The organism is Microbacterium sp. 05T445 (assembly GCF_056395865.1).
The window spans coordinates 1,888,506-1,913,151 of sequence record NZ_JBFTKJ010000001.1; the positions used below are offsets into that span (position 1 = coordinate 1,888,506).

The 24,646-nt window shown below is 70.7% G+C and carries 23 protein-coding genes, 3 tRNA genes and 2 pseudogenes; 20 read left to right on the forward strand and 8 right to left on the reverse strand.

All coding sequences use genetic code 11. From position 1 onward, the window contains the following. Positions 1–9 precede the first annotated feature (9 nt). Positions 10–1,440 (forward strand): AAA family ATPase, encoded by a 1,431-nt coding sequence (locus AC1DDU_RS08945; protein WP_477433158.1) that lies wholly within the window; start codon positions 10–12, stop codon positions 1,438–1,440. 22 nt (positions 1,441–1,462) lie between these two features. Here the strand turns inward: AC1DDU_RS08945 and coaE are convergent, their stop codons facing one another. Beyond that, positions 1,463–2,110, reverse strand: a complete 648-nt coding sequence (coaE, locus tag AC1DDU_RS08950) for a dephospho-CoA kinase (protein WP_477433160.1) — start codon at positions 2,108–2,110, stop codon at positions 1,463–1,465. Positions 2,111–2,272: 162 nt separating this feature from the next. On the opposite strand from coaE, the gene AC1DDU_RS08955 reads away from it, so the two are divergent. From AC1DDU_RS08955 to AC1DDU_RS08980, 6 genes and pseudogenes are all read left to right on the forward strand, one after another. Beyond that, entirely contained in the window at positions 2,273–3,316 is a 1,044-nt protein-coding gene (locus tag AC1DDU_RS08955) for a BMP family ABC transporter substrate-binding protein (protein WP_477433162.1), read from the forward strand. Position 3,317: 1 nt separating this feature from the next. Next, a complete protein-coding gene (locus AC1DDU_RS08960) occupies positions 3,318–4,877 on the forward strand; it encodes an ABC transporter ATP-binding protein (protein WP_477433164.1) in 1,560 nt (519 codons plus the stop codon). 68 nt (positions 4,878–4,945) lie between these two features. Beyond that, a pseudogene (locus AC1DDU_RS08965) lies at positions 4,946–5,563 on the forward strand (ABC transporter permease subunit); the annotation flags it as partial. 23 nt (positions 5,564–5,586) lie between these two features. Then, positions 5,587–5,784: pseudogene (locus AC1DDU_RS08970) on the forward strand (ABC transporter permease subunit); the annotation flags it as partial. 42 nt (positions 5,785–5,826) lie between these two features. Beyond that, the gene (locus AC1DDU_RS08975) at positions 5,827–6,009 is read left to right on the forward strand and encodes a hypothetical protein (RefSeq protein ID WP_477433480.1); all 183 of its coding nucleotides are present in this window, start codon (positions 5,827–5,829) and stop codon (positions 6,007–6,009) included. Then, entirely contained in the window at positions 6,009–6,923 is a 915-nt protein-coding gene (locus AC1DDU_RS08980) for an ABC transporter permease (RefSeq protein WP_477433166.1), read from the forward strand. Before AC1DDU_RS08975 ends, AC1DDU_RS08980 begins: the two co-directional genes overlap by 1 nt. A gap of 118 nt (positions 6,924–7,041) precedes the next feature. Here AC1DDU_RS08980 and AC1DDU_RS08985 read toward each other — a convergent pair whose 3' ends face one another. The 3 genes from AC1DDU_RS08985 to AC1DDU_RS08995 all read right to left on the reverse strand — a co-directional run bounded on the left by AC1DDU_RS08985 (position 7,042) and on the right by AC1DDU_RS08995 (position 9,690). Further along, positions 7,042–8,145 carry a DmpA family aminopeptidase gene (locus tag AC1DDU_RS08985; protein WP_477433168.1) on the reverse strand — a complete coding sequence of 368 codons (1,104 nt, stop codon included), beginning with the start codon at positions 8,143–8,145 and terminating at the stop codon, positions 7,042–7,044. A gap of 3 nt (positions 8,146–8,148) precedes the next feature. Beyond that, positions 8,149–8,580, reverse strand: a complete 432-nt coding sequence (gene rbsD / locus AC1DDU_RS08990) for a D-ribose pyranase (protein ID WP_477433170.1) — start codon at positions 8,578–8,580, stop codon at positions 8,149–8,151. A 111-nt stretch (positions 8,581–8,691) separates the two neighbouring features. After that, on the reverse strand, positions 8,692–9,690 hold the full coding sequence (locus AC1DDU_RS08995; protein WP_477433172.1) for a LacI family DNA-binding transcriptional regulator: 999 nt from the start codon (positions 9,688–9,690) through the stop codon (positions 8,692–8,694). A gap of 90 nt (positions 9,691–9,780) precedes the next feature. On the opposite strand from AC1DDU_RS08995, the gene AC1DDU_RS09000 reads away from it, so the two are divergent. The 12 genes from AC1DDU_RS09000 (at position 9,781) to araA (ending at position 22,097) form a co-directional block, all read left to right on the forward strand. Next, positions 9,781–10,833, forward strand: coding sequence for an LLM class flavin-dependent oxidoreductase (locus tag AC1DDU_RS09000; protein WP_477433174.1), 1,053 nt, complete (start codon positions 9,781–9,783; stop codon positions 10,831–10,833). Beyond that, positions 10,826–12,265 carry an amidohydrolase family protein gene (locus tag AC1DDU_RS09005; RefSeq protein WP_477433176.1) on the forward strand — a complete coding sequence of 480 codons (1,440 nt, stop codon included), beginning with the start codon at positions 10,826–10,828 and terminating at the stop codon, positions 12,263–12,265. The genes AC1DDU_RS09000 and AC1DDU_RS09005 overlap by 8 nt, the downstream gene beginning before the upstream one ends. Positions 12,266–12,305: 40 nt before the next feature. Then, a complete protein-coding gene (locus AC1DDU_RS09010; protein ID WP_477433178.1) occupies positions 12,306–13,319 on the forward strand; it encodes a zinc-dependent alcohol dehydrogenase family protein in 1,014 nt (337 codons plus the stop codon). Further along, positions 13,316–14,230, forward strand: coding sequence for a ribokinase (locus AC1DDU_RS09015; protein WP_477433180.1), 915 nt, complete (start codon positions 13,316–13,318; stop codon positions 14,228–14,230). Before AC1DDU_RS09010 ends, AC1DDU_RS09015 begins: the two co-directional genes overlap by 4 nt. A gap of 78 nt (positions 14,231–14,308) precedes the next feature. Beyond that, positions 14,309–14,632, forward strand: coding sequence for a LysR family transcriptional regulator (locus AC1DDU_RS09020; RefSeq protein WP_477433182.1), 324 nt, complete (start codon positions 14,309–14,311; stop codon positions 14,630–14,632). After that, entirely contained in the window at positions 14,625–15,197 is a 573-nt protein-coding gene (gene hxlB / locus AC1DDU_RS09025) for a 6-phospho-3-hexuloisomerase (protein WP_477433184.1), read from the forward strand. Before AC1DDU_RS09020 ends, hxlB begins: the two co-directional genes overlap by 8 nt. 49 nt (positions 15,198–15,246) lie before the next feature. Continuing rightward, positions 15,247–15,870 carry a 3-hexulose-6-phosphate synthase gene (gene hxlA / locus AC1DDU_RS09030; protein WP_477433186.1) on the forward strand — a complete coding sequence of 208 codons (624 nt, stop codon included), beginning with the start codon at positions 15,247–15,249 and terminating at the stop codon, positions 15,868–15,870. Positions 15,871–16,039: 169 nt separating this feature from the next. Then, entirely contained in the window at positions 16,040–17,044 is a 1,005-nt protein-coding gene (locus AC1DDU_RS09035; RefSeq protein ID WP_477433188.1) for a CARDB domain-containing protein, read from the forward strand. A 118-nt stretch (positions 17,045–17,162) separates the two neighbouring features. Beyond that, positions 17,163–18,152 carry a LacI family DNA-binding transcriptional regulator gene (locus AC1DDU_RS09040; protein WP_477433190.1) on the forward strand — a complete coding sequence of 330 codons (990 nt, stop codon included), beginning with the start codon at positions 17,163–17,165 and terminating at the stop codon, positions 18,150–18,152. A 105-nt stretch (positions 18,153–18,257) separates the two neighbouring features. After that, positions 18,258–18,965: an L-ribulose-5-phosphate 4-epimerase gene (locus tag AC1DDU_RS09045; protein ID WP_477433192.1), complete on the forward strand. Its 708-nt coding sequence runs from the start codon at positions 18,258–18,260 to the stop codon at positions 18,963–18,965. Then, positions 18,962–20,563: a xylulokinase gene (locus AC1DDU_RS09050; RefSeq protein ID WP_477433194.1), complete on the forward strand. Its 1,602-nt coding sequence runs from the start codon at positions 18,962–18,964 to the stop codon at positions 20,561–20,563. Before AC1DDU_RS09045 ends, AC1DDU_RS09050 begins: the two co-directional genes overlap by 4 nt. Positions 20,564–20,585: 22 nt before the next feature. Then, positions 20,586–22,097: an L-arabinose isomerase gene (gene araA / locus AC1DDU_RS09055; protein ID WP_477433196.1), complete on the forward strand. Its 1,512-nt coding sequence runs from the start codon at positions 20,586–20,588 to the stop codon at positions 22,095–22,097. A gap of 133 nt (positions 22,098–22,230) precedes the next feature. On the opposite strand, the gene AC1DDU_RS09060 is transcribed toward araA, so the two are convergent. From AC1DDU_RS09060 to AC1DDU_RS09075, 4 genes are all read right to left on the reverse strand, one after another. After that, positions 22,231–22,458 (reverse strand): hypothetical protein, encoded by a 228-nt coding sequence (locus tag AC1DDU_RS09060; RefSeq protein WP_477433198.1) that lies wholly within the window; start codon positions 22,456–22,458, stop codon positions 22,231–22,233. A gap of 222 nt (positions 22,459–22,680) precedes the next feature. Then, positions 22,681–22,753: transfer RNA gene (locus AC1DDU_RS09065), tRNA-Phe, on the reverse strand. Between the two features lie 77 nt (positions 22,754–22,830). After that, positions 22,831–22,904, reverse strand: a tRNA-Asp gene (locus AC1DDU_RS09070). 21 nt (positions 22,905–22,925) lie between these two features. Continuing rightward, positions 22,926–22,998, reverse strand: a tRNA-Glu gene (locus AC1DDU_RS09075). A gap of 318 nt (positions 22,999–23,316) precedes the next feature. On the opposite strand from AC1DDU_RS09075, the gene AC1DDU_RS09080 reads away from it, so the two are divergent. Next, a complete protein-coding gene (locus tag AC1DDU_RS09080) occupies positions 23,317–24,624 on the forward strand; it encodes a peptidoglycan DD-metalloendopeptidase family protein (RefSeq protein WP_477433200.1) in 1,308 nt (435 codons plus the stop codon). The last annotated feature ends 22 nt before the right edge of the window (positions 24,625–24,646 follow it).

Sequence of the window (24,646 nt, forward strand, 5' to 3'; positions counted from 1 at the left end):
TTCGGTGACGTGCTGAGCGATGACGACCGGGATCTGATGCGTGCCGTATCCGGCTACCTGCGACAGGTCGGAGAGCTGGCGGCGGCCGAGGAGGTCAGGACCCGGACGCCGCTGGGCGACCTGATCAGCGAGCACCTGGGAACCGACGCGACACAGGTCTCCGTGGTGCAGGAGCAGATCGCCGATCACCGCCTGGTGGACGCCGACATCGCGCTGGAGGCACTCGGCGCGGACGGTGGCGGCCGGCTCGTCGGGATCAGCGGCGGCGACCAGCGCCACCATCAGGGGCTCACGGAGTTCGTCGGCAACGGCCACAGCCGGTTCGCGCCGGGGCCCGTGGACTACGCGGAGCGGGCGACCGGGCCGGACTCGAGCATGAGGGTCGTGGCGCTGGGCATCCGGCTCCTCACCTTCGAGGGCTCCCCGATCGCGCTGGCGCAGCGTGCGGCCGCGCCCCAGTACGGCAGGCCGGCGGCCTCGATCGAGGTCATGGGCACGGATGCCGCTCTGGTGACGCGGTTCCTCGCGGCGCTGCGGCACACGATGGTCGAGCGCAGTGTCCTGCGGGGGAAGGTGCTGTCCTTCCAGGCGACGGAGTACGGGAGCGATGCGGGAGCCACCTTCGTGGCGCGGCCGACCGTGGCCGCCGACGACATCGTGCTTCCTGACGGCGTGCTCGAAGAGATCGTGCAGCACGTCATCACGATCGGCGCACATCGTGATGCGCTGCAGAGCGCCGGCCAGCATCTGAAGCGGGGCGTGCTGCTGTACGGGCCGCCGGGGACGGGCAAGACGCTGACCGTCCGTCACCTGCTCGCCGCGACGCCGCAGACGACGGCGGTGGTGCTCACCGGCTCGAGCATCCGTTTCGTCAGTGCGGCCGCCGAGATCGCGCGTACCTTCCAGCCGGCGATCGTCGTGCTCGAAGACATCGATCTGGTCGCCATGGAGCGACTCGCGTCGCCCCAGCCACTGCTGTTCGAGGTGCTCGATGCGCTGGACGGGCTCGACGGCGATGCGGACGTCGCCTTCGTCATGACGACGAACCGCGTCGAAGTGCTCGAGCGGGCTCTCGCAGAGCGCCCGGGGCGCGTCGACCTGGCCGTCAACGTGCCGCTTCCTGCGACATCCGAGCGACGCCGGCTGTTCCGCCGCTACGCCCACAACCTGCCGTACAGCCAGGACGCGCTGGACTCGGCCGCCGACAGCGCCGAGGGCACCACCGGCTCGTTCGCCAAGGAGCTCATGCGGCGCAGCGTGCTGCGGGCTGCAACCGACGAGCGGCCCCCGACCGACGAGGATCTCGCCGCGGAGCTCAGCCGGCTCATGGAGTCGCGCGAACAGCTCACGCGGACCATGCTCGGCTCCGTCGACGCCGCATCGCAGAACCCGCCGGACGGCCACGCGATGGCGAGCTTCGGCTGGTTCCCCGGCGCCTAGCACCCGAGGGGGCTCGGTCGCCCTAGCCGAGCAGGTCGGCCTGGTCGGAACCGAAGCGCGCCGCGAGCTCGGCCCAGAGCGCGTCGACGGCGCGGACCGTATCCTCCCGCGTGCCGTCGGTGCGGATGACGACGTCCGCGATGGCGGTGCGTCCCGCTTCGGGGCCCTGTGCGTCGATGCGCGCCAGCGCGTGGGCGCGCGAGTATCCGCGGCCGTCGACGAGCCGGTCGACGCGTTCCTCGATGGTCGCCTCGACCGTCGCCACGAGGTCGTAGCTCCACGGCAGCGGAGGGGTGTCGACGGTCAGCAGCGGGATCTCGTGCATCACGATCCCGCCGCGGGTCCGCTCGGTCTCGATGGCCGCGATCGTGGCCTCGACGATCGCCGGGTGGACGATCGCGGTGAATGCCGCCCGCCGCTCGTCGTCCGAGAACACCACCTCGGCCGCCCGTTCCCGATCCAGAGCGCCGTCCGGCCGGAGGACGGCATCCCCGAACTCCGCCGCGACGGCCGCCAGCACCCGACGGCCGATGGCGGTCGCGGGGTCCACGACCTCCCGTGCGAGCGCATCCGCGTCGATCAGTCGGGCGCCGCGCGCGACGAGCAGCGCGGCGACGGTGCTCTTGCCGGCACCGATGCCGCCGGTGAGCGCGACGAGGGTGAGGTCCATCGACACCATTGTCGGTCGGCGCCGGCCTCGAGCAGTCAGCGTCGGGACGCCACGCTAAAGGGTTTTCTCATGAGAATCCCTTGCTATTCAGGCAACGCACTCTGGACTTGTGGCTCGATTCGCTCTATTTTTGCAAAAACGTTTCGCCCCAAAGGAGTGGCCATGTTGATCCGTTGCACCACCGCAGCTGCGACCGTCCTCGTCGCGGCCCTCGCACTCTCCGCCTGTGCGGGGAGCAACCCGGATCCGGCGGGATCCGCCGCAGCACAACGGGTGCTGCTCGTCTCCAACCAGCCGCTGGACCCCGGCACGTCCGGCGGCGAGATCGTCGCCGACGGGCTCGACGTCTGCGCGGACGAAGGCTGGGATGTCGAGTCCGTCGTCGTGTCCGACGTGAACCAGTACGAGTCGACGCTGCGCACCGCGGTGAAGAACGGCTTCGACGTGATCGCCACGACCTTCCCGCCGATGAGCGACGCGACGGTCGCCGTCGCGGACGACAGCCCCGACACCGACTTCGTGGCGATCTATCAGTTCACCAACACCGAGTCCGGAGACACCCACGACAACATCGCCAGCAGCTCGTTCTCCTACGAGCAGACCGGCTACCTCTGGGGTGTCGCGGCCGCGCTGCTGAGCGAGAACGGCAAGGTGGGCGTGGTCAACGGCATGGCCGAGCCGGGCAGCAACACCGTCATCAACGGTCTGATCCAGGGCGCGGCGTCGATCAAGCCGGACGTCGAGGTGACGGTGTCGTACACGAACTCGTACACCGACCCGGCGAAGGGGAGCGAGAACGCCGCCGCCCTGATCAACGACGGCAACGACGTGATCGTCGCCATGGCCGACCAGTCGAACATCGGGGTGATCGACGCCGCGAAGGATTCCGGCGTCGCCCTCATCGGCGACACCGCCACACGAATCCCGAGCTACCCCGAGGGCATCGTCGCGACGCAGCCGCTGACCTTCGGCGAGCCGCTCGCGAACGCCTGCCGCGGGGACTTCCCCGGCGGGGAGCACGTCGTGTACCCGCTGGGCGCGAAGGGCGCGACGCAGATCCTCGCCGAGGTCGCGGCATGGGTCGAGGCATCCGGTTCCCCCGTCGGACCCGACGTGGAGGAGGCGGTGAACGCGGCGTGGGCCGCGATCGATGCGGGCGAGGTCACGGTCGTCGCCGACCCGTCCGAGCCGGGAACCGAGGGCTGAGATGGGCGAGCGGGAAGCCGATCGCAGCACGATCACGACCGCGGCGGTGGTGCTGGATGCCGTGGGCAAGCGGTTCGGAGAGACCGTGGCGCTGCGGGATGTCAGCTTCTCGATCCTTCCCGGGACCGTCCACGGCCTCGTGGGCGAGAACGGTGCGGGCAAGTCGACGCTGTCACGGGTGATCTTCGGGATGATCCCTCCCGACAGCGGCGACGTGCGCTTCCCGCTCGCAACATCACGCGACGCCGGCGGGGGCGTCGGGATGGTCCATCAGCACTTCGCCCAGGCTCCGTCGATGACGGTCCTCGAGAACCTCGCACTGTCCCGACGGGCGTCCTCCGAGTCACCGCTGCTCCAGCTGCGGCAGGTGCGCCGCCGGGCTATCGACCTTGCGGATCGACTGGGCTTCCGGCTCGATCTCGGGGCGCGGATCGATCGGCTGACGGTGGGTGCGCGGCAGCGGGTGGAGATCGTCAAGGCGCTCCAGCACGGCGCACGAGTGCTCCTGCTGGACGAGCCGACCGGCGTGCTCTCACCGCCGGAGATCGATGCGCTCATCGAGCTGATGCGGACGCTGTCCGCGCAGGGGACCTCGATCGTGTTCGTCTCGCACAAGCTCGACGAGGTCCTCGCGGCCTGCGACGTCGTGACCGTCATGCGCCGCGGCGAGGCCGTGGCGACCCTGTCGCGCAACGGCCTGACGGCGCGAGAGCTCGCCCGGATGATGACCGGTGCCGACCCCGAGCGAATCAGGAAGCCCGCGTCGATCCCCGGACCGGAGCTGCTCCGGGCCACCGCGATCCGCGCCCGTGACGACCGCGGTGCGATCGCGGTCCGCGGAGTGGACGTGACCGTGCATGCCGGCGAGATCGTCGGCATCGCCGCCGTCGAGGGCAACGGCCAGGAGGAGTTCCTCGAGGCGGTCGCAGGGGTGAGGGAGGTGGAGACGGGGACCGTGCGGATCTCCGGAACGATCGTCGGGAAGGCTTCCCAGCGGCGGAAGCGGGCCTCGGGGTTGGCGCACATCCCCTCGGACCGCCTGCGCACAGGGTCCGCGGGACGGTTGTCGCTGGTGGAGAACCTGGCCGCCGTCGGGTATCGCGCGGCCCCGCTCGCCCGCGGACCGCTGGTGCGAAGAAGGGCGTGGCGAACGGCTGCGACCGAGGCGATCCGGGCTTTCGACGTGCGCGCAGGGGACCCGGCGGCGCCCATCGCGAGCCTGTCGGGCGGGAACATCCAGAAGGTCATCGTCGCGCGCGAGCTCGGCTGCGCCCCGAAGGTGCTCCTGGCCGCGCACCCGACCAGGGGAGTGGACCTGGGTGCGATCGAGACGATCCACTCCCACCTGATCCAGGCACGTCAGGACGGCCGCGCGGTCCTGCTGCTGTCCAGCGAGCTCGACGAGCTCCTCGCGCTCAGCGACCGGCTGCTCGTCTTCGCGCGCGGCTCGATCGTCGCCGAGCTCGACCCCGCCACGACCGACCCGGCGGAGATCGGCTTCTACATGATGGGCGACGGCGGAGCGCAGACCGACGCCCCGGTCGCGGAGGTGGCGACATGAGTCGTGCGAAGGACATCGGTCTGCGGCTGATCGGCCTCGCGGTCGGTCTCGGGATCAGCTCGCTCGTCATGCTGGCGACCGGGTACGACCTCGGCGGATTCTTCTCCGCCTTCGTCGAGGGGCTCGGTCCGAACCTGGATTCCACGCTGCGCTGGTACGCGCCCCTTCTTCTGGCGGGCCTCGCCGGTCTCATCGCGTTCCGCGACGGTGCGTTCAACCTGGGCCTGGACGGTCAGATCTACGTGGGCGGCGCCGGCGCCGCGGTCGTCGCCATCGCATGGGGCCCGGTCCTGCCGGCGCCCCTCGTCGTCGCGATCGCGTGCGTCGTGGCGGTGCTGGCCGGCGCCGCGGTCGCCGGCGCCGCGGCCCTGTTGCGCGTCCTGTTCGGGACCCCTGAGGTCATCACCACGCTCGTGATGAACCCGCTGTGCGCGATCGCGGTCACCCTGCTCGTGGTCGGCCCGCTGGCGCCGCAAGGCGGGGGCGGCAACACCGAGTCCAGTGCGGTCATCTCCGAGCAGCTGTGGCTGCCGGCGCTGTCGCCGCAGTCGCTCGCCACCGTCGCGGTCGTGTTCGCGCTGCTGGCCGCGCTCCTGGTCGGCGTCTACTACCGCTTCACGGTGTGGGGGTTCGAGGCCACGCTGTACGGCGCGGCGCCGGAGTTCTCGTTCGCCTCGGGCGTGCCCAACCGGCGCGTGTTCGTGAGGCGATGCTGGCCTCCGGCGGCCTTGCCGGACTCGTCGGCGCGACGGAGGTGCTGGGGGTCCAGCACCGCCTCGCCAAGGGCTTCAACCCCGGCATCGGCTTCGACGGCATCGCGGTCGCCCTGGTCGGCGGCCTCACGGTCGTCGGCGCCGTCCTGGTCGCGCTGCTGTTCGCGCTGCTGCGCCAGGCCGGGGAGATCTGCCAGATCACCCTGGGCATCCCGGCGGAGCTCGTCGACGTGATCGTGGCGATCGTCATCCTGACGACCAGTGCGCACGTCGTCATCCGCTGGCAGCGCCGCCGGCGCATCGCAGCCGGCGATCCCGGCACCACGACTCCCGTCGGCGCCTCGGACGGCGGCGACGAGGAACCCGATCGCGTCGACCGCGCGCCGGTCGCCAGCGGCAGCTCGATGAGGGAAGGCTGATGGACCTGCAATTCGTCGGATCGATACTGACATCCACGACACCGATCCTGTTCGCCGCGCTCGGAGCCCTGGTGTGCTTCCGCTCCGGCTTCTTCAACATCGCCATCGAGGGGCAGATGCTCGTCGCCGCCTTCGCCGCGGCGGGCGTCGCCGTGGCGACGGGGAACGCCGCGCTCGGCCTGCTCGCCGCGGTGGCGGCATCCACCGGCCTCGGCATCCTCGTCGCGGTCGCGACCTACTGGGCGAAGATCGACGCGATCGTCGTCGGCGTCGCGGCCAACCTGATGGCCGCGGGCATCACGGCGCTCCTCGTACGCGAGGTGACGGGCGGCAGCAGCTCGCTCGTCGTCGCGGAGGGGCGGCTCCCGCGTGTGGATGCCGCAGCCGCGGGCGAGTGGGGGATGCTGTCGGGGCTCGTGCGCGGACAGACGCCCCTGGTGCTCGCCGCGCTCGTGGCCGTCGTGGTGGTGTGGTGGATCCTCAACCGCACACGCACAGGCCTCGGCATCCGCGCCCTCGGTGAGAGCGAGCTGGCTGTCTGGTCGTCGGGCATGTCGATCCCGCTCATCCGCTCCGCCACCACGCTCATCTGCGGTCTGCTCTGCGGGCTCGGCGGAGCGCAGCTCGCTCTCGGACCGGCCACGAGCTTCTCCGTCGGAATGACCAACGGCCGCGGCTTCACCGCGATCATCGCCGCGATGATCGGCACAGGGGTGGTTGCCACGACGCTGGGGTGCGTGCTCTTCGGGCTGGTCGACGCGGTCGGGCTGCGGGTGCAGCTCGCCGACACCGGGATGCCGCAGGCCGCGGTCCAGGCGATCCCCTACGTGCTCGCGCTGGTGGTGCTGTGCACCGCCTCGGCGCTCAAACTGCGCGGCACGGATCGCGTGCGGCGAGCGGTGCTTCGACATTGAGGTGACGGAGGAATCCGCAGAGGCGGTTCGGCGCGCACGCCGGACCGCCCTCGCCTGCGCCACAGCCGCCCCGGTGCGCGATGACACCGGGGCGGCTGGGGGTTCGCGGAGCGGCGGTTCAGACGGCTCGGCCCGTGATGAGGTCGGCGAGGCGATCGATCGGGAACGCGTGAGCGGTCAGGCCGTCGCGGCCGACCATGGTGTCGGCGGCGAAGAGTGCGTTCACGACGGACTCCTCGGTCGCGTCGACGACCGCGTCGAACAGGCCCCCGCACGCCTCGTCGGTCAGCGCGTCGACGGTGAGGCGCGATGCCGGCTGCGCCGACGTCACCGGGGCGATCCGCCCGCGGCCCGCGGTCGAGAACGCAAGGAACAGGTCGCCGCTGGAGTGCTCGCCCACGGCGCCGCCGCGCGCGAGCCCGAGCCCCGCGCGCTGCGCGAGCCTGCGGCACTGATGGGGGAGCAGCGGTGCATCGGTCGCCACGATCACGATGACCGAGCCCGCGCCCTGCCGCTGCGGGTCGGGTGGCGGAACGTCCTCCAGCTCGATGGTGTCGGCGACCGGCGTCCCTGCGATCGTGAGGCGCTCTCGCCTGCCGTGGTTCGCCTGCACGAGTACCCCGACGGTCCACGGTTCGCCGGTGATGTCGACGATGCGCGAGCTGGTGCCGATGCCGCCCTTGAAGCCGTAGGCGATCATCCCCGTCCCGCCGCCGACGCCGCCCTCGGCGACGGGGCCGGGCCCGGAGGCATCCCATGCCTGACGTACGTGCTCGGCACGCACATGCTGGCCGACGATGTCGTTGAGGACGCCGTCCCACGTCTCGCTCACCAGCGGCAGGAACCACTCGTCTCCCCGCGACCGCCGTTGCTCGGCCGTCATCCGCGCGAGCGTGTCGCGGACGAGCCCCACCGACATCGTGTTGGTGAGTCCGATGGCGCTCGTGACGAGCCCCGTCTCCTCGAGCCACTGGATGCCGCTGAACTCGCCGTTCCCGTTGAGCCGATGGAAGCCGCCGTGGAGCGGCTGCTCGTAGAGGTCGCCCTCGTGGGGACGGACGATCGTGACGCCGGTGCGAACGGGCCCCTCGCCGGTGGCGAGGGGCCCGTCGCCGGCCACCAGCGTCGTGTGCCCGACGAGGACGCCGGGCACATCGGTGATCGCATTCCACCGTCCCCTCGGGCTCCGTCCGAAGCGGAGCCCGAGATCCGACGCTCGCACGCGCTACTCCTGGTCGGCCATGCCGAGGGCGAAGAAGTCGAGGCCGCCCGAGAGGAGCACGTTCCCGTACGGGGTCGTCTCCCCGGTCTGCACGATCAGCTTCGCCTGGGGGAGCATCGCCTCGATGTCGTCGTGAGGGATCTCACGCAGCGTGATGCCCTCGTCGACGATCAGTTCCTGGACGGCGGCGGTGACGGAGGGGTTCACCACGCGCATCTCCGCCGCCACGACGACCTCCTCGATCACGAGCTCCTGTCGGAGCACCCCGACCACGTCGCGGACGGACGGGACGCCGTCGGTGAGCGCGAGGTCCAGGGTCGCGACGCCGGGCGGGACGGGAAGGCCGGCGTCAGCGACGACGATCACCTCACCGAACCGCAGACCGGTGACGACGGCACTGAGCTGCTGGTTGAACAGACGGCTGCCACGCTGCATGATTCCTCCTGGATGCAAAAACGTTATTGCACCAAAGTAGAGCGCCGAACGCCGCCGTTGTCAAGCAGAAATGGCGGCTCGATGAGGGGCGCTGATTGCCGCCTCGGGGCGTCAGGCGGAGCCGACCGAATCTCGGACCACGAGCTCCGGCTGAAGCAGCACGTGGCGTCCCGGGCCGGACTCGTGCTCGATCAGCAGGCGTGCGGCCTCGGCGGCGATGCTCTCGACCGGCTGGCGCACCGTGGTGAGCCGTGGCCACGCGAGCGACGCCATGGGGATGTCGTCGAATCCGACGATGCTCAGGTCGGCGGGGACGTCGATGCCCTCCCGATGCGCGGCACCCAGCGCCGCGAGTGCGAGCAGGTCGTCGCCTGCGCAGAGCGCGGTGAAGGCATCCGCCCTCGCGATGATCCGGTCGGCCTGGTCGACGGCATCCTCGATCGTGAAGCTGCTGAACCCCTCCGCGACACTTGCGAGTCCGTGCTCGGCCAGCCGTGCGCGAATCGCCGCGTGGCGGACGCGGGCGCTCGAGATCTCCTGATCGCCCGCGAGCTGCGCGATGCGCGTGTGGCCGAGAGAAACCAGGTGGTCGACGAGCATTTCCGCGCCCCGTCGGTGGTCGCAGCTGACGAAGTCCCCCGTCCAGCCGCGCACCTCGCGGTCGGCGACCACCGTCGGCACCGCGTCGGCGAGCTCGTTGAGGCCGGCGAGCTTCGTGTCTCCGGTCGGAATGAGGATGACGCCCTCCACACGCCGATCCTGGAAGGACCGGAGGTAGTGCGATTCGCGGGCGGCATCGTTGCCGCTGTCGCCGATCAGCAGCGACAGTCCGTGGTCTGCGATCGCCCGCTCGACCCCGCGCACGAACTCGGTGAGGAAGCTGTCGGTGATGTCGGGGACGACCACGCCGATCATGCCGGAGCGCTTGCTCGCGAGGGATCGTGCGACGAGGTTCGGCTCGTAGCCCATCTCGTCGGCGATCTTGCGTATCCGTGCCCGGGTGTCGGCTCCGACCCGGCGCACGCCGGTGAGCGCGTTCGATGCCGTGGACACGGACACTCCGGCTGCTTTCGCGACGTCGACGATCGTCGGCCGGTGGCTCTTCTCCATGTGTCCCCTTCGCAACGGACTCGAAAGTCACCCTAGACCGCGGGCGTTTTACCCGCTACGGTTGCAAAAACGTTTTTGCAAGGAGGCGACGTGACACTGCAGTTCGGGTTCAGCATGAACCCCCTCGATCTGGCCGAAGCGCGATCGGTCGCGGGCATGGCCGAGGCGGCGGGCTACGACCGCGTAGGGGTGTGGGACTCGCCTGCATTCCATCGAGAGGCTTGGGTGACGCTGGCGTCGCTGGCGACCACCACCCCGCGGCTGCAGATCGGCCCCTGGGTCACGAACCCCCTCACCCGCCACCCCGTGGTAACCGCGAGCGCGGCGGCATCCCTGGATCAGCTCGCCCCCGGCAGGGTCGTGCTGGGCATCGGCACCGGCGACAGCGGCGTCTACAACCTCGCTCAGACCGCCTCGCCGCTGGCGTACCTGCAGCGCTACGTCGAGGCCGTCCGCCTCCTGCTCACCGAGGGCGAGGCCCCTTGGGAGGGTGGGCGCCTGCGCATGCGCCCTGCCGACAACCCGATCCCGATCTGGGTGGCCGCGCACGGTGCACGCTCGGCCGGCATCGCAGGCGGACTCGGCGACGGCGTGATCCTCGGCCTGGGCGTCAGCCCGGACGCGATCCGGGCGTCAGAGCACGCCGTGCGCACCGGTGCGGAGGAGGCGGGCAAGGACGCGGACGCGCTCGAGATCTGGCACACCGCGCCCTGGTACGTCGACGACGACACCGACCGCGCCCGCGACGAGGCGCTCTGGCACGTCGCCAGCCTCGCGCACCACATCAGCCGCAACGGCACCGCGGGCAAGCTCATCCCCGAGTCGCTGCGGGACGGCGTCGTGGAGCTCGGCAGGGCGTACGACCTCGTGTCGCACGGGGCGCCGAGCCCCCGCCAGCGCGACGAGTACCGACGGGTCGCCTGGCAGTCCGGCGTCGCGGACTATCTCATCGACCGGTTCACGTTCGCCGGCGACGCCGACGAATGCGCACGCAAGGTGTGGGAGGCCGTCGACGCCGGGGCCCGCAACTTCGACTGCGCCAACGACTCGCCCGTGGGCGGACTCGAGCATCGCCCCCGTGTGTGGGCCGAGCAGGTGCTGCCCCTTCTCGCCAACGAAGACAGGAGACTCTCGCATGTTTGATCTGGTCGTCAAGAACGGCTACGTCCTCACCCCCGACACCGAGTCGATCATGGACATCGGCGTCCGTGACGGTCGAATCGTCCAGCTCGCGGAGCCGGGCGGGCTCGGGCCCGCGCGCGAGGTGCTGGATGCCGATGGGCTGCTGGTGCTGCCGGGAGGGGTGGAGGCGCACGCGCACATCCTCGAGCCGGCGCACCGCGGCTGGACCAAGGGGGAGGAGATCTGGCTCCAGGGTCCCGAGGGTGCCAGTCGGGCCGCGGCCTTCGGGGGAACGACCACGGTCGCGTCCTTCGCCGTCCTCGGCGTCCATGACGCCAACACCGACGATCCCATCGAGGCCGTCCAGCGCCGGCGCGAGCTGTTCGCCGGGCGTTCGTACGTCGACTACACCTTCCATCCCGGCATCGTGGGCAACCCGAGCGACGAGCTGCTGGCCAACGTCGGCAAGGCGGTCGCGGCAGGCATCCCCACTTTCAAGGCGTTCACCACGTGCGTCACCACGCAGCAGGAGGGCGTGAAGATGGACGACGGCCCGCTGTTCGACCTGATGGGGGTGCTCGCCGAGGCGGGCGGGATGCTGCTCGTCCACGCCGAAGCGGACGAGCTCGTGACCCACATGGAGGCCAAGCTCCGGCGCGACGAGAGCGACCAGTGGTACAACTTCCATCTCGTCCACTCCTCGCTGTCCGAGGAGCTGGCGTTCCACAAGGTGTGCCGGCTGGCGCGCGAGCACGGCACGGCGGTGTACTTCGTGCACGTCACCGGACGCTCGGGCGTCGATGTCATCGCCGCCGCGCGGGCGGCAGGGCAGCCGATCTACGGCGAGGTGCTGCACAACTACCTCTGCTTCACGTCGGAGGACTACCGCCAGCCCGACGGGGGCAAGATCCAGACCTACCCCGCCTTGAAGGACGACGATGACCGCCAAGCGCTGTGGGAGGGCCTCCTCGACGGCGCGATGACGACGGTCGCCACCGACGAGTACACGACCGACTACTCCGTCAAGGTGGGCGGGCGCACGGTGGAGACCGCCTGCGGCGGCCACGCGGGCATCGAGACGCGCGGCATCATCACGTACGCGGAAGGGGTCGCGACCGGCCGCATGACGCTGCGCCAGTTCGTCGACGTCTTCTCGACCCGCCCTGCGAAGGTGCTCGGACTGTACCCCCGGAAGGGAGCGATCGCGGTCGGCAGCGATGCGGACCTCGTGCTCTGGGACCCGGCCGATCATCGCACCATCACCATGGACGACCTGCACCACGACGGCGACTACAGCATCTGGGAGGGCTGGCAGGCCCGCGGCTGGCCGGTGACCACGGTGTGCCGCGGCGAGATCGTTGTCGACCACGGCAAGCTCCGCGGCGACGCGGACCACGGCGACTGGCTGCCGCGCCGTCTCGGCGCCGACGTGCTCGCCGGGCCCCACGTCTGATCCGGCCGCATCCTTCACATCGACATCCCCGAGGAGAGAAATGAAAGCCGTCATGTACTCGGCCCCGCACGAGTTCCGCGTCGTGGAGGTCCCCGACCCCGTGCCCGGCCCCGGAGAGGTGCGCATCAGGGTCGAGCTCGCCGGTGTCTGCGGCACCGATCTGCACATCCACGACGGGACCTTCATCGCGCAGTTCCCGTTGATCCCCGGCCACGAGCCCGTCGGATCGGTGGATGCCCTGGGTCCGGGAGTCGAGGGGTTCGCGATCGGCCAGCGTGTCGTCGCGACGGGGGTCGGCGGATGTCTCGAATGCGACAACTGTCGGCGTGGCCGCCAGCTGCTGTGCCGGCGCCTCACGGCATTGGGTGTGACCGGGCCCGGCGGTTTCGCGGAGTACATGATCGCTCCGGCGCGCTGGTGCTTCGACGCCGACACGCTGACGGCCGAGCAGGCGGTGCTCGCGGAGCCGACCGCGTGCGCGGCGCACGGCGTGGACCGGCTGGGTGTGCCCGCGGGCGCCAGTGCACTGGTGCTGGGCGCGGGGCCGACCGGGCTCGTGCTGGCGCAGCTGCTCGCACACGGCAACGCGGCACAGGTCACGGTGGCTGCGCCCTCGCCGCACAAGCTCGACCTCGCCCGCACGTTCGGAATCGACCGGGCAGTCAAGGTGGGTCGCGACGGCAGTGGCTACGACGATCTGCGCCAGATCGCGCCCGAGGGGTTCGACATCGTCGTCGATGCGACAGGTTCGGCCAGCGCCACGCAGCTGGCGACCACCCACGTCAGGGATGGCGGCACGCTGCTGGTCTACGGCGTGACCAGTCCGCTGGACCGGATCGAGATCAGCCCGTTCGACATCTATCGGCGTGAGCTGACGATCACCGGCTCGTTCGCGCAGATCGACTCGTTCCCCGCGGCGCTGCAGGCCATCCGCAACGGTCGGGTGCGCACCGAGGGGCTCATCAGCCACGAGTTCGGCCTGGACGAGTACGGCGCTGCGCTCGAGGCCGTGCGCAGCGACCCGACCGCGCACAAGGTGGTGATCCGGCCATGAGCGCGCCGCACGTGGTCGTCGGCGGGAGCTACGGGCTCAGTACCCGATACGTCGTCGAGAGCGCACCGGCTCCAGGCGAGACGGTCCTCGCGGGCCTCGTCGCCCTGGACCACGGCGGCAAGGGATCCAACCAGGCCGTCGCGGCCGCACGGCTGGGCGCCGACGTCGACTTCATCACCGCGATCGGGCTGGACGCCGCGGGAGCCGGCGCGCACACGCTCTGGGAGCGAGAGGGCGTACGCGCGACCGCGGTCACCTCGTCGGATCCGACGATGACCGGGACCATCGTCGTCGACGCCCACGGTGAGAACCGCATCGTCGTCGGCATGGGGGCGATGGCCGGGCTCACCGCCGAGCACGCTCATCTCATCGCCGAGCGGATCCGGCCGGAGTCTGTGGTGGTCGTGCAGAACGAGGCGCCGCCTGCCTTCAGCCGCGCCCTGCTCGAGCTTGCCCGCGAGCGTGGGGCGCGGACCGTCTACAACCCGGCGCCGGCCGTGTCGGCGGTGGGGATCGACGAGATCTGGCCCCTCGTCGATCACCTGATCCCCAATGCGACCGAGGCCGCCCATCTCGTCGGCGGCGATGCGCGGGCACGGTCCGAGGCGGACACGGCGGCGGCTCTCGCGCGACGCACCGGCTGTCGCGTCGTGATGACCGTGGGGGAGCGCGGCGCGGTGATCTCCGACGGGTATCGCGTCCGGACGGTCGCGACCCCTCGCGTGGTCGCGGTGGACACGACCGGGGCGGGCGATTGCTTCACCGGCGCGTTCGCGACCGCCCTGGCAGCGGGCGAGGACGAGCTCGACGCGGCGCGATTCGCCTGTGCGGCGGCGTCCCTTGCGGTGACCCGCCCCGGAGTGGTGGATGCCCTCCCGTTTCGCGCCGACCTCGTCGCCGTGGAGAGCTGACGGTGATGCCATGAACCTCAGACACCATTCCGAGCCCTCCGTCGCCGCTCACGCGACGGAGAACAGGCGGGCCGTCTCATGAACCTCGCTGAACTGCGCACATTGCTGGCGATCCTCGAGTGCGGCTCGATGGCGGGCGCGGGGCGCGCGATCGGATACTCCACCGGGGCGATCTCGCGCCAGATCTCGCGGTTGGAGCGGCGGTACGGTGTGCAGCTGTTCGAGCCGAGCGGGCGGACGATCCGTCCCACGGAGGCGGCGATCGAGCTCGGCGACCAGATCCGCGAACTCATGGCGATCCTCGACCGGATGGAACGGGGGCTGAAGCGCGGGAGCGCACCGGCGGAGGAGCGCCCCGCGCTGGCGGGGATCGACTCCCGCGGAGGACGCATCCATGGCTGAGATCGCGACCGCCGACGCCGTGCTGCTCGTCGAGGGCGAGCTGCGGGGCGCGGGCGACCTGCTCGTGCGCGACCGCGCGGAAGACCTCGAGCGGCTCGTGCAGGCGATCGCCGACGCGGACAGGGTGTTCGTCCTCGGGCTAGGACGGTCGGGACTGGCCCTGCGCATGACGGCGATGCGGCTCATGCACCTCGGATTGACCGTGCACGTGGTGGGCGAGACCACGGCCCCCGCCATCGGCTCGGCGGATGTGCTCCTCACGGCCAGCGGCTCCGGGACGACCGACGGCGTCGTGCGACTCGCGCGCAGGGCGGCCGAGTCCGGCGCGACCGTGCTCACGATCACCGCCGACCCGGCATCCCCATTGGCAGAAGCATCGAGTGTCGTGGTCCCGGTCTCGGCGGCCGGCAAGCTCGACCGATCGGCCACGAGGTCGCAGCAGTACGCCGGGAGCCTGTTCGAGCAGACCGTGGTCCTCATCGGGGATGCCGTCTTCCACGCGCTGTGGAAGGCGTCCGGCCAGACCGCCGACCGGCTGTGGCCACGCCACGCGAACCTCGAATGACCCACGCACGATCTCCGACGACCGCATACAGGAAAGGCAAGGAACAAGGATGAAACTGCAGTTCGCCATAGACACGCTGTCCACCGAGCATGCGCTCGCGCTCGCCGCGCAGGCCGCGCCGCATGTCGACATCCTCGAACTGGGCACCCCGCTCATCAAGAGCGAGGGGCTGTCGGCCATCACCGCCATGAAGGAGGCGCACCCCGACAAGGTCGTGTTCGCCGATCTCAAGACGATGGATGCCGGGGAGCTCGAGGCGGGGATGGCCTTCGAGGCCGGCGCCGACCTGGTCAGCGTCCTGGGCGCCGCCGGCGACAGCACGATCGCCGGTGCGGTCAAGGCGGCGAGCGTGCACGGCAAGGGGGTCGTCGTGGATCTCATCGGCGTCGCCGACAAGCCGGCGCGCGCCCGAGAGGTCGTGGCGCTGGGCGTGGACTTCGTGGAGATGCACGCGGGCCTGGACGAGCAGGCGGAGGAGGGCTTCACCTTCGAGAGGCTCCTGCGCGACGGGGAGGCGGCAGGCGTGCCGTTCTCAGTGGCGGGCGGTGTCGACGCCTCGTCGATTGGGTCGGTGCAGGAGTCGGGCGCCCGGGTCGCGGTCGCCGGGAGCGCGATCTACAGCGCTGCCGACGTCGGGGCCGCTGCCGCGCGGCTTCGCGCGGGCATCGTCTGATCGGAGTCCCTCGGGGCAGGGCCGGAGGCGGCCCTGCCCGTCCTCTCCGCGTGATGATGCGCGCGCCTTCGACGTCCGGCTGGGGCCGGTTGCGCTCCACGCGCGTCGGACGGGCGTCTGCTCGTATCAGTGCGGAGGCCCGGTGGCTCTCCTGTGCTGGTGTGCGGCAATGCGCCGCCCGCAGAGCAAAGGAGTCGCAGTGTCTCGTTCCACTCAACGTCTTGTCGGGCTTCTCTCCGGTCTCGCGCTGGCTTCGGTCGTGCTGATCGGGGGCAGCACCCCGGCGCATGCCCGGCCGAATTGCGATGTGCCCAGCCCACCGCCGATCTGCGAACCGACCGATCCGCCGGATCCGGTCGTGAAGAGGCCCGACCTCACCGCGGCGGTGACCGGTCCGACTTCCGGCGTGGGCGGTTCTGCGGTCTCGTACACCGCTCGCGTGACGAACGCCGCCGGAGCGGATGCCGCTGCAGCGAGCGGTGTGGCCGTACGCATCAGCGCGAGCGGCGGGGGCGTCGTGACGGCGGCGGCGCGGACAGGCTGGACGTGCACGATCTCTTCGGGTGCCGCGACGTGCTCTGGAGGGGTGCTGAGCGTCGGGGCGGCCGCGGATATCGCGGTCACGGTTCAGTTGCCTTCGGTCGCGGCTTCGGTGGCTGTCGTCGCCCAGGCCGATCCGGGTGGTGCGCTGGCGGAGCGGAACGAATCCAACAACTCCGGCACCGCCGTCACCGCCGTGAGCGCGCCGAGTCTGCCCGATCTGCAGGTGACGATGACCGGGCCCTCCTCGGTGCGCGGACTGTACGCGACCGGGGCCTGGACGATGACGATCACCAATGTCGGCTCGGCGCCGGCGAACACCGTGAACGTCCGATGGCTCACCAATTGGGGCGGCTGGGTGAACGCGAACGCCGTGAAGAGCGGGGCCATCGGCTTCACCTGCACGCCGCCGCCGGAGTATGTGCAGCAGACCGTCTACTGCTACGGCGGCACGGCTCTGCAGCCAGGCGCCAGTGCGACCATCACGATCAACGCGGTTCCGCCTGCGCCCGGAAATGTCTACGGGACCCCCGGCGTGTCACAGGTCACCGCCACCGTGGACTACGGCGCGCAGGTGACCGAATCGAACGAGGCGAACAACTCGGCGACGGTGACCTCCTCGATCCTCTTCTGACGAGGAGGGGCGTCGAATCCTCGATCGACCGCCACTACCGGTTCCGGGTGCGGACCCGACGACGACCTCGCGTCCGTCGACGGGTCCGCCCCGGTCCCGGCGGCTACTGTGGGGTGCCATGAGCGAGCGCGGGAGCATCCGGCGAGTCGGCGTCCGCGACGTCGCGAAACACGCCGGCGTGTCGGCGCAGACGGTGTCGCGTGTCCTCAACGACTACCCCGGGATCCGTGCCGAGACGCGGGAGCGCGTCCTCGAGGCCGTCGCCGCCCTCGACTACCGCATGAACAACACCGCCCGCTCGTTCGGCACGCAGCTGTCCCGCACGCTCGGGGTGATCGCCTCGAACGCGACGCTGTACGGTCCCTCGGTCGCCGTCGAAGCCCTCGATGCCGCTGCACGATCGGTGGGCAGGTGGGTGGCGATCGCGTACGCCGACGCGTCCGACGACACGTCGGTGGATGCCGCGGCTCGGCATCTGCTCGCGCAGGGGGTCGACGGGATCGTGGTGCTGGCGCCCCACGCGCGGACGCTCGAGACCGCCTCGCTGGCGGCCCCGGGAACCCCGGTGCGGGCGCTGCACGACGGCCTCGGTGCTCAGCGGCAATCGGCGGGCGCCGCGCTCGCGGTCGATCATCTGCTCCGGCTCGGCCATCGCCGCATCGCTCAGATCGCCGGCCCGCCGGACTGGCTCGAGGCGAACGTGCGCGAGGCCGGCGTGGTGAGGGCGCTGGGTGGCGTCGGTCCCGCCCACCGGTGGGAGGGGGACTGGAGCGCCGCCTCCGGGGCGGCGCTGTCCGGTGCCGTCGCCGCCGCGCTCCGCTCGCCGGACGGGCCGACGGCGATCGCCGTCGCGAACGATCAGATGGCTCTCGGGTTGACGGCGGGGCTGCGTGAGCTGGGCATCGAGGCGCCGCGCGACGTCAGTGTGACCGGCTTCGACGACAACCCCGATGCGGCCTTCTTCACGCCGGCGCTCACCACCGTGAGGCTGGACGTCGCCGGGGAGGCCCGGCACGTCGTCGCCGAAGCCCTGAGCCTCGGCGATCCGGGCCCGGCGCCTGACGCCGCCCGACTCATCGTGCGCGCGTCCACGGCGACGCGGGGTTGAGGCGTCCCGTCGCGCGGATCGTGCTCGACGCATCGCAATGGCACCGGTAACATGGCGGTGGTGATCGCGACGCTGCGATCCGCTCACGTCTCGAGGGAGGACGACATGACGAGCTTCAGCGCTGACGTCGACGAGGCCATCGAGATCGTGCGGGAAGACGTGGCGAGGCTCCACGCGGAACTCGTCCGGTACGGCCTCGTCGTCTGGACCGGCGGGAACGTGTCGGGTCGTGTCCCCGGCGCGGACCTCTTCGTCATCAAGCCGTCCGGCCTCTCCTACGACGCCCTCGCACCCGGGAACATGATCCTCTGCGATCTGGAGGGCGACGTCGTTCCCGGCACCCCGGGCAGCGACCGGAGCCCGTCGAGCGACACCGCGGCGCACGCGTACGTGTACCGGCATATGCCCGATGTCGGCGGCGTCGTGCACACCCACTCTCCCTACGCGGTCGCGTGGGCGGCGCGCGGCGAGGAGATCCCCTGCGTCATCACCGCGATGGCGGACGAGTTCGGCGGTCCCATCCCGGTCGGGCCGTTCGCGATCATCGGAGACGACTCGATCGGCCGAGGGATCGTGGACACCCTCACAGGGCATCGCTCGCGCGCGGTGCTCATGCAGAACCACGGCCCGTTCACCATCGGGGTCTCGCCGAAGGATGCCGTCAAGGCGGCCGTCATGGTCGAGGACGTCGCACGCACGGTCCATCTCGCCAGCGAGGCCGGTCCGCTCATCCCGATCCCGCAGGACGCGATCGACAGCCTCTACAACCGCTACCAGAACGTCTACGGGCAGAGCGGGGACGACCGCCGATGAGCGCGACCATCGACCCTCGCGACGCGATCCTCGCCGGTCGCACGTCACTGGGCCTCGAGCTGGGCTCGACCCGCATCAAGGCCTGCCTGGTCGCGGCCGACGCGCCCGCCACCGTCCTCGCGGTCGGCAGTCACGCGTGGGAGAACCGCCTCGTCGACCGGAGGTGGACGTATTCGCTGGATGACGTGTGGTCGGGGCTGCAGGCCGCGTACGCGGATCTGCTCGCCGATGTCGCCCGCCGCCACGGTGTCACGCCCGCGACGTTCGGCGCCATCGGGGTGTCCGCCATGATGCACGGCTACCTCGCCTTCGACGCGGACGACGAGCTCCTGGTGCCGTTCCGCACGTGGCGCAACACGTCGACCGGACCGGCGGCCGCCGAGCTGTCGGAGCTGTTCGGCACGAACATCCCGCTGCGCTGGTCGATCGCGCACCTGCACCAGGCGATCCTCGACGAGGAGCCGCACGTCCCCCAGGTCCGCTCCCTGACGACCCTCGCGGGGTACGTGCACGGGAAGCTGACCGGGCGGAAGGTGCTCGGCGTCGGCGACGCGTCCGGGATGTTCCCGATCGACGCCGCCACCGGCGACTATGACCGCGCTCTCATGGAGCGGTTCGACGGCCTCGTGGCCGACGGTGCGCTCGGCAGGACTCTCGGGGAGCTGCTGCCCGAGGTGCTCGTCGCAGGGCAGCCCGCCGGAGAGCTGACCGCCGACGGCGCGGCGCTGCTGGATGTCTCGGGAACGCTGCGTGCCGGCATCCCCCTCTGCCCCCCGGAAGGGGATGCCGGCACCGGAATGGTCGCGACGAACGCCGTGGCTCCGCGCAGCGGCAACGTCAGCGCGGGGACGAGCATCTTCGCCATGGTCGTGCTCGAGCGGCCCCTCGGCAGGGTGCATCACGAGCTCGATGTGGTCGCGACCCCCGCGGGCGATCCCGTCGCGATGGTGCACTGCAACAACGGCGCCAGCGAGCTGGCCGCGTGGGCCGGCATGTTCGAGCGGTTCGCGGCTGCGTCAGGCGCCCGGGCGGATCGGGATGCCGTGTTCGAGGTGCTCCTGCGTGAAGCGCTCGCAGGGGAGGCCGACGCCGGAGGCCTGGTCGCCTACAACTACCTCGCGGGTGAGCCCATCACCGGCCTCGACGAAGGCCGACCGCTGTTCGTGCGCACCCCCGACAGCACGTTCACCCTCGCCAATGTCATGCGCGCCCAGCTGTACGGCGTGTTCGGCACGCTGGCCCTGGGAATGCGGGTGCTCTCCGACGAGGGCGTGGAGGTCGACCGGATGTTCGCCCACGGGGGTGTCTTCCGCACGGCGGGGGTGGCGCAGCGCTTCCTCGCCGGCGCGCTGGACGTGCCTGTCGCGGTCGGCGAGTCCGCGGCCGAGGGCGGTGCGTGGGGGATCGCCGTGCTCGCCTCGTACCTCTCGTCGGCGGGCGCCGGCGACCTCGGCGACTACTTGCGCACTCACGTCTTCGCCGACGCCCGGATCGACCTCGCCACTCCGATCCCCGCCGATGTCGCGGGCTTCGCCGCCTACCTCGACCGCTACCGCGCCGGACTCGCCGTCGAGGCCGCCGCCGTCACCGCCCTCTGACCCGCACCCGCGAAGGACCGCCATGACCCGCTCTCCCCTGAACTCCGCCCTCGACTCGTACGAGGTGTGGTTCGTCACCGGCAGCCAGAACCTCTACGGCGAAGAGACGCTGCGACAGGTCGCCGAGCAGTCGCAGCAGGTCGCCGACGGCCTCGGCGCACTGCCGGTGAGGGTGGTCTGGAAGCCCGTCCTGAAGGACTCGGACTCCATCCGCCGCCTCGCCCTCGACGTCAACGCGCGCGACGACGTCATCGGCGTCATCGCCTGGATGCACACGTTCAGTCCGGCCAAGATGTGGATCGCGGGGCTCGACGCCCTGCAGAAGCCGCTGCTGCACCTGCACACGCAGGCGAACGTCGAGCTGCCGTGGGCCGACATCGACTTCGACTTCATGAACCTCAACCAGGCCGCGCACGGCGACCGCGAGTTCGGCTACATCCAGACGCGCCTGGGCGTCGCCCGCAAGACCGTGGTCGGACACGTCTCGAACCCGGCCGTCGGGCAGCAGATCGAGGACTGGCAGCGCGCCGCGGCCGGCTGGGCTGCCGCGCGTTCGCTCAAGCTCGCCCGGTTCGGCGACAACATGCGCTACGTCGCGGTGACCGAGGGCGACAAGACCGAGGCCGAGCTCCGCTTCGGGGTGCAGGTCAACACGTGGGGGGTGAACGAGCTCGCCGCGGCGGTGGATGCCGCCACCGACGCCGACATCGACGCCCTGGTCCAGGTGTACCTCGACGAGTACGACGTCGCCGACGAGCTGCTGCCCGGCGCGGAGCGGCATCCGTCCCTCCGCGACGGCGCCGCGATCGAACTGGGGCTGCGGTCGTTCCTCGAACAAGGCGGCTTCGGTGCCTTCACGACGAGCTTCGAAGACCTCGGCGCGCTGAAGCAGCTGCCGGGCCTCGCCGTGCAGCGGCTCATGGCCGAGGGCTACGGCTTCGGTGCCGAGGGGGACTGGAAGACGGCGATCCTGGTGCGCGTGGCGAACGTGATGGGCGCCGGCCTTCCGGGCGGCGCGAGTCTCATGGAGGACTACACGTACGACCTCGTGCCCGGTGACGAGCGGATCCTCGGCGCGCACATGCTCGAGGTCTCGCCGTCGCTGACGACGTCGAAGCCGCGGCTCGAGATCCACCCGCTGGGAATCGGCGGCAAGGACGATCCCGTCCGCCTGGTGTTCACGGCCGACCCGGGGCCTGCGCTGGTCGTCGCGATGAGCGACATGCGCGACCGGTTCCGTCTCGTCGCAAACGTGGTCGAGAACGTCGACGCTCCCGCACTGCCGAACCTCCCGGTCGGCCGCGCCGTCTGGAAGCCGCGGCCCGATTTCGCCACCAGCGCGGGATGCTGGCTCGCCGCCGGTGCCGCGCACCACACCGTGATGACCACGGCCGTCGGCATCGACGTGTTCCGCGACTTCGCCGAGATCGCGAAGACCGAGCTCGTCGTCATCGACGAGGACACCACGGTGCGCGGATTCCAGAGCGAGCTGCGGTGGAATCAGGCGTACTACCGCCTCGCCCAAGGGCTCTGAGCGGTCGCGATCCGCCTGATCGTCGTCGCGCGATGTCGCGCACCCCGCCAGCAGCACGCCGGTCGATGACAGGACCATGAGACGCCGCATCCCCTCGCCCCAGGGCAACGCGGATCCCTTGGCTTGTCTTCCGCTACGCGAGGTCCTCGTCGCTGATCGGCACGAACGTCTGGCGACGCAGCTCCGCAGCGGCGCCATCGAGAGGATCGTCCGCGTCGCCGACGAAGTCGCTCGTCGGAAGCACCGCGTGGGAAGCGCGCGCCGGCCGGTACACCTTGGCCCGCCTCTTCTGGCTCACGAGCGCCGTGTCGAGGATGAGCTCGTCCTCGAGCCGGCACCTCTCGCACTCGTGGTTGGGCACGGTCCGCCGATAGTGGGGTGACCACCCGCACGTGTGCGGAGGTGGATCGGCGCGGCGCATGATCCGAGGTTATCGAGAGCGGCGTCGATTCCGCCTGAAGCCGGCTGGAGTCCTCCGACTTCCTGCACGACGCCCGGCGTCGACCTCAGGACCGAAAGACGAAACCCCCGCGATGTAGAAGCTACGCGAGGGTTCCTGGGGCGAGTGTAACGCTCGCCCTTGTGGCTCCGACCGGCATCGATCCGGTGACCTTTCGATTTTCAGTCGAACGCTCTACCAACTGAGCTACAGAGCCGCGCGGCACCTCTTATACAAGACCTGCCGCGTCCTAAACGAAAGGCCCTCTTCGAGAAAAGGGCCCGTCGCTCGGAGCGACCCTGACGGGACTTGAACCCGCGACCTCCGCCGTGACAGGGCGGCACGCTAACCAACTGCGCTACAGGGCCATGCTTATTGAATTGTGGGAGTGACCCCAACGGGATTCGAACCCGTGCTACCGCCGTGAAAGGGCGGCGTCCTAGGCCGCTAAACGATGGGGCCGGGTGAACCCTGGGGCTCACTGCCGAGGACCAAGCATACGTAATCGTCGACGAAAACGCGAATCGAGCGCGTGGCGGCCTTGTCTATGGCCGAGTCGGGGCGGAGACTGTGCGCGTGACCGCTCCCCGAGGCGGCGGTAACCATGCCCTACTGGGGGTTGCGCATGTGAATGATGTTGCTAGTGTGAAACGAGTTGATACGCGGGGGGAGGACCCGGTGCAGCCCGACAACATCACCGCCACGGCGTTGGCAGACGATGCCGCCGAGGACTGCGGGTGCGGTCCTTCGCCTCGTGAGCAACGGCGCCTATGGCCCGCGATGAATCGGCGCTCCGCGCTGGGACTCGGCATCCTGGGGGTCGCCGCACTGAGCGCCGTCGGCGCCGCGGTCGGTCCGTTCGGCAGCCCCGCGTACGCGGCCGACTACCCGTCGTGGCCCGACGTGGAGCGCGCGAAGGCGAACGAGGCGTCCAAGCAGGCCGAGATCGTCAACATCCAGAACCTCATCGCCGGGCTCGAGGCCGATGTCGCGGCGAAGCAGCAGCTCGCGCAGCAGCTGGGCGACGAGTTCTACGAGGCCCAGCAGGCTTACTTCGACGCGGCGCTGCGGGCGGACCAGCTGCAGCAGCAGGCCGACGAACAGGCCGCCGCCGCCGTCGACGCCGCCAACAAGGCCGGCCGCGTGGCCGCTCAGCTGTACCGCAACGGCGGCGACGACACGTCGCTCGAGCTCTTCTTCGCCGGCTCCGCGACCTCGGCCGACGACCTCCTCGCCCGCCTCGGAACGATGGACAAACTCGTCCAGCGCAACCAGGACGTGTACGCGGCCGCCGTCACGGCACGCAACAACGCGCAGAACCTCAGTAACCAGGCCGAGGTGCAGCGCGCCGAGCGCGACCGGCTGCAGAAGATCGCCGAAGAGAAGATGCTGGCCGCGCAGAAGGCCGCCGACGAGGCGCAGGCCGCGCTGGACGCGCAGAACGCCAAGCGCGGCGAGCTCGAGGCGCAGCTCGCGGCACTGCACGACACGACGGCGAAGACGATCGCCGACTACCAGGAGGGCGAGCGCATCCGCCAGGAGCAGGAGCGCCGTCGTCGCGAAGAAGAGGCACGCCGCGCCAAGGAGGAGGCCGACCGCCTCGCCAATCAGGGCGGCGGCGGTGGCGGCGGCGGTGGCGGCGGTGGTGGCGGCGGCGGAGCCGTCGTCGGCTCCGGGTGGGCGCGCCCCTCGTCGGGCTGGCGCAGCTCGGGCTACGGGCCTCGCACCGTGCAATGCGGCAACAGCTACTGCTCCAGCGGGTTCCACCATGGCGTCGACCTCGCCGCCGGCTGCGGTGCCGGCATCTACGCGGCGTCCGCCGGGCGCGTCGTGTACGCCGGCTGGAACGGCGGCTACGGCAACTACATCAAGATCGACCACGGCGGCGGCATCGGCACCGGCTACGGCCACATCCGCAGCGGCGGCATCTTCGTCGGCGTCGGGCAATGGGTGAGCGCGGGCCAGCTCATCGCCAGCGAGGGCAACACCGGAAACTCGTTCGGCTGCCACGTCCACTTCGAGACTTACGTCAACGGCGCCGACACGAACCCCATCAACTTCATGGCTGCGCGCGGCATCTCGGTCTGAGCGCCACCCACCTCGAAACGAC

Excerpts from the sequence above, each read along its gene's own strand:
- coaE (WP_477433160.1), bottom strand. The coding sequence starts at position 2,110 with ATGGACCTCACCCTCGTCGCGCTCACCGGCGGCATCGGTGCCGGCAAG.
- AC1DDU_RS08955 (WP_477433162.1), top strand. The coding sequence starts at position 2,273 with ATGTTGATCCGTTGCACCACCGCAGCTGCGACCGTCCTCGTCGCGGCC.
- AC1DDU_RS08960 (WP_477433164.1), top strand. The coding sequence starts at position 3,318 with ATGGGCGAGCGGGAAGCCGATCGCAGCACGATCACGACCGCGGCGGTG.
- AC1DDU_RS08980 (WP_477433166.1), top strand. The coding sequence starts at position 6,009 with ATGGACCTGCAATTCGTCGGATCGATACTGACATCCACGACACCGATC.
- rbsD (WP_477433170.1), bottom strand. The coding sequence starts at position 8,580 with ATGCAGCGTGGCAGCCGTCTGTTCAACCAGCAGCTCAGTGCCGTCGTC.
- AC1DDU_RS08995 (WP_477433172.1), bottom strand. The coding sequence starts at position 9,690 with ATGGAGAAGAGCCACCGGCCGACGATCGTCGACGTCGCGAAAGCAGCC.
- AC1DDU_RS09005 (WP_477433176.1), top strand. The coding sequence starts at position 10,826 with ATGTTTGATCTGGTCGTCAAGAACGGCTACGTCCTCACCCCCGACACC.
- AC1DDU_RS09010 (WP_477433178.1), top strand. The coding sequence starts at position 12,306 with ATGAAAGCCGTCATGTACTCGGCCCCGCACGAGTTCCGCGTCGTGGAG.
- AC1DDU_RS09015 (WP_477433180.1), top strand. The coding sequence starts at position 13,316 with ATGAGCGCGCCGCACGTGGTCGTCGGCGGGAGCTACGGGCTCAGTACC.
- AC1DDU_RS09020 (WP_477433182.1), top strand. The coding sequence starts at position 14,309 with ATGAACCTCGCTGAACTGCGCACATTGCTGGCGATCCTCGAGTGCGGC.
- hxlB (WP_477433184.1), top strand. The coding sequence starts at position 14,625 with ATGGCTGAGATCGCGACCGCCGACGCCGTGCTGCTCGTCGAGGGCGAG.
- hxlA (WP_477433186.1), top strand. The coding sequence starts at position 15,247 with ATGAAACTGCAGTTCGCCATAGACACGCTGTCCACCGAGCATGCGCTC.
- AC1DDU_RS09035 (WP_477433188.1), top strand. The coding sequence starts at position 16,040 with ATGCGCCGCCCGCAGAGCAAAGGAGTCGCAGTGTCTCGTTCCACTCAA.
- AC1DDU_RS09040 (WP_477433190.1), top strand. The coding sequence starts at position 17,163 with ATGAGCGAGCGCGGGAGCATCCGGCGAGTCGGCGTCCGCGACGTCGCG.
- AC1DDU_RS09045 (WP_477433192.1), top strand. The coding sequence starts at position 18,258 with ATGACGAGCTTCAGCGCTGACGTCGACGAGGCCATCGAGATCGTGCGG.
- AC1DDU_RS09050 (WP_477433194.1), top strand. The coding sequence starts at position 18,962 with ATGAGCGCGACCATCGACCCTCGCGACGCGATCCTCGCCGGTCGCACG.
- araA (WP_477433196.1), top strand. The coding sequence starts at position 20,586 with ATGACCCGCTCTCCCCTGAACTCCGCCCTCGACTCGTACGAGGTGTGG.
- AC1DDU_RS09080 (WP_477433200.1), top strand. The coding sequence starts at position 23,317 with ATGAATCGGCGCTCCGCGCTGGGACTCGGCATCCTGGGGGTCGCCGCA.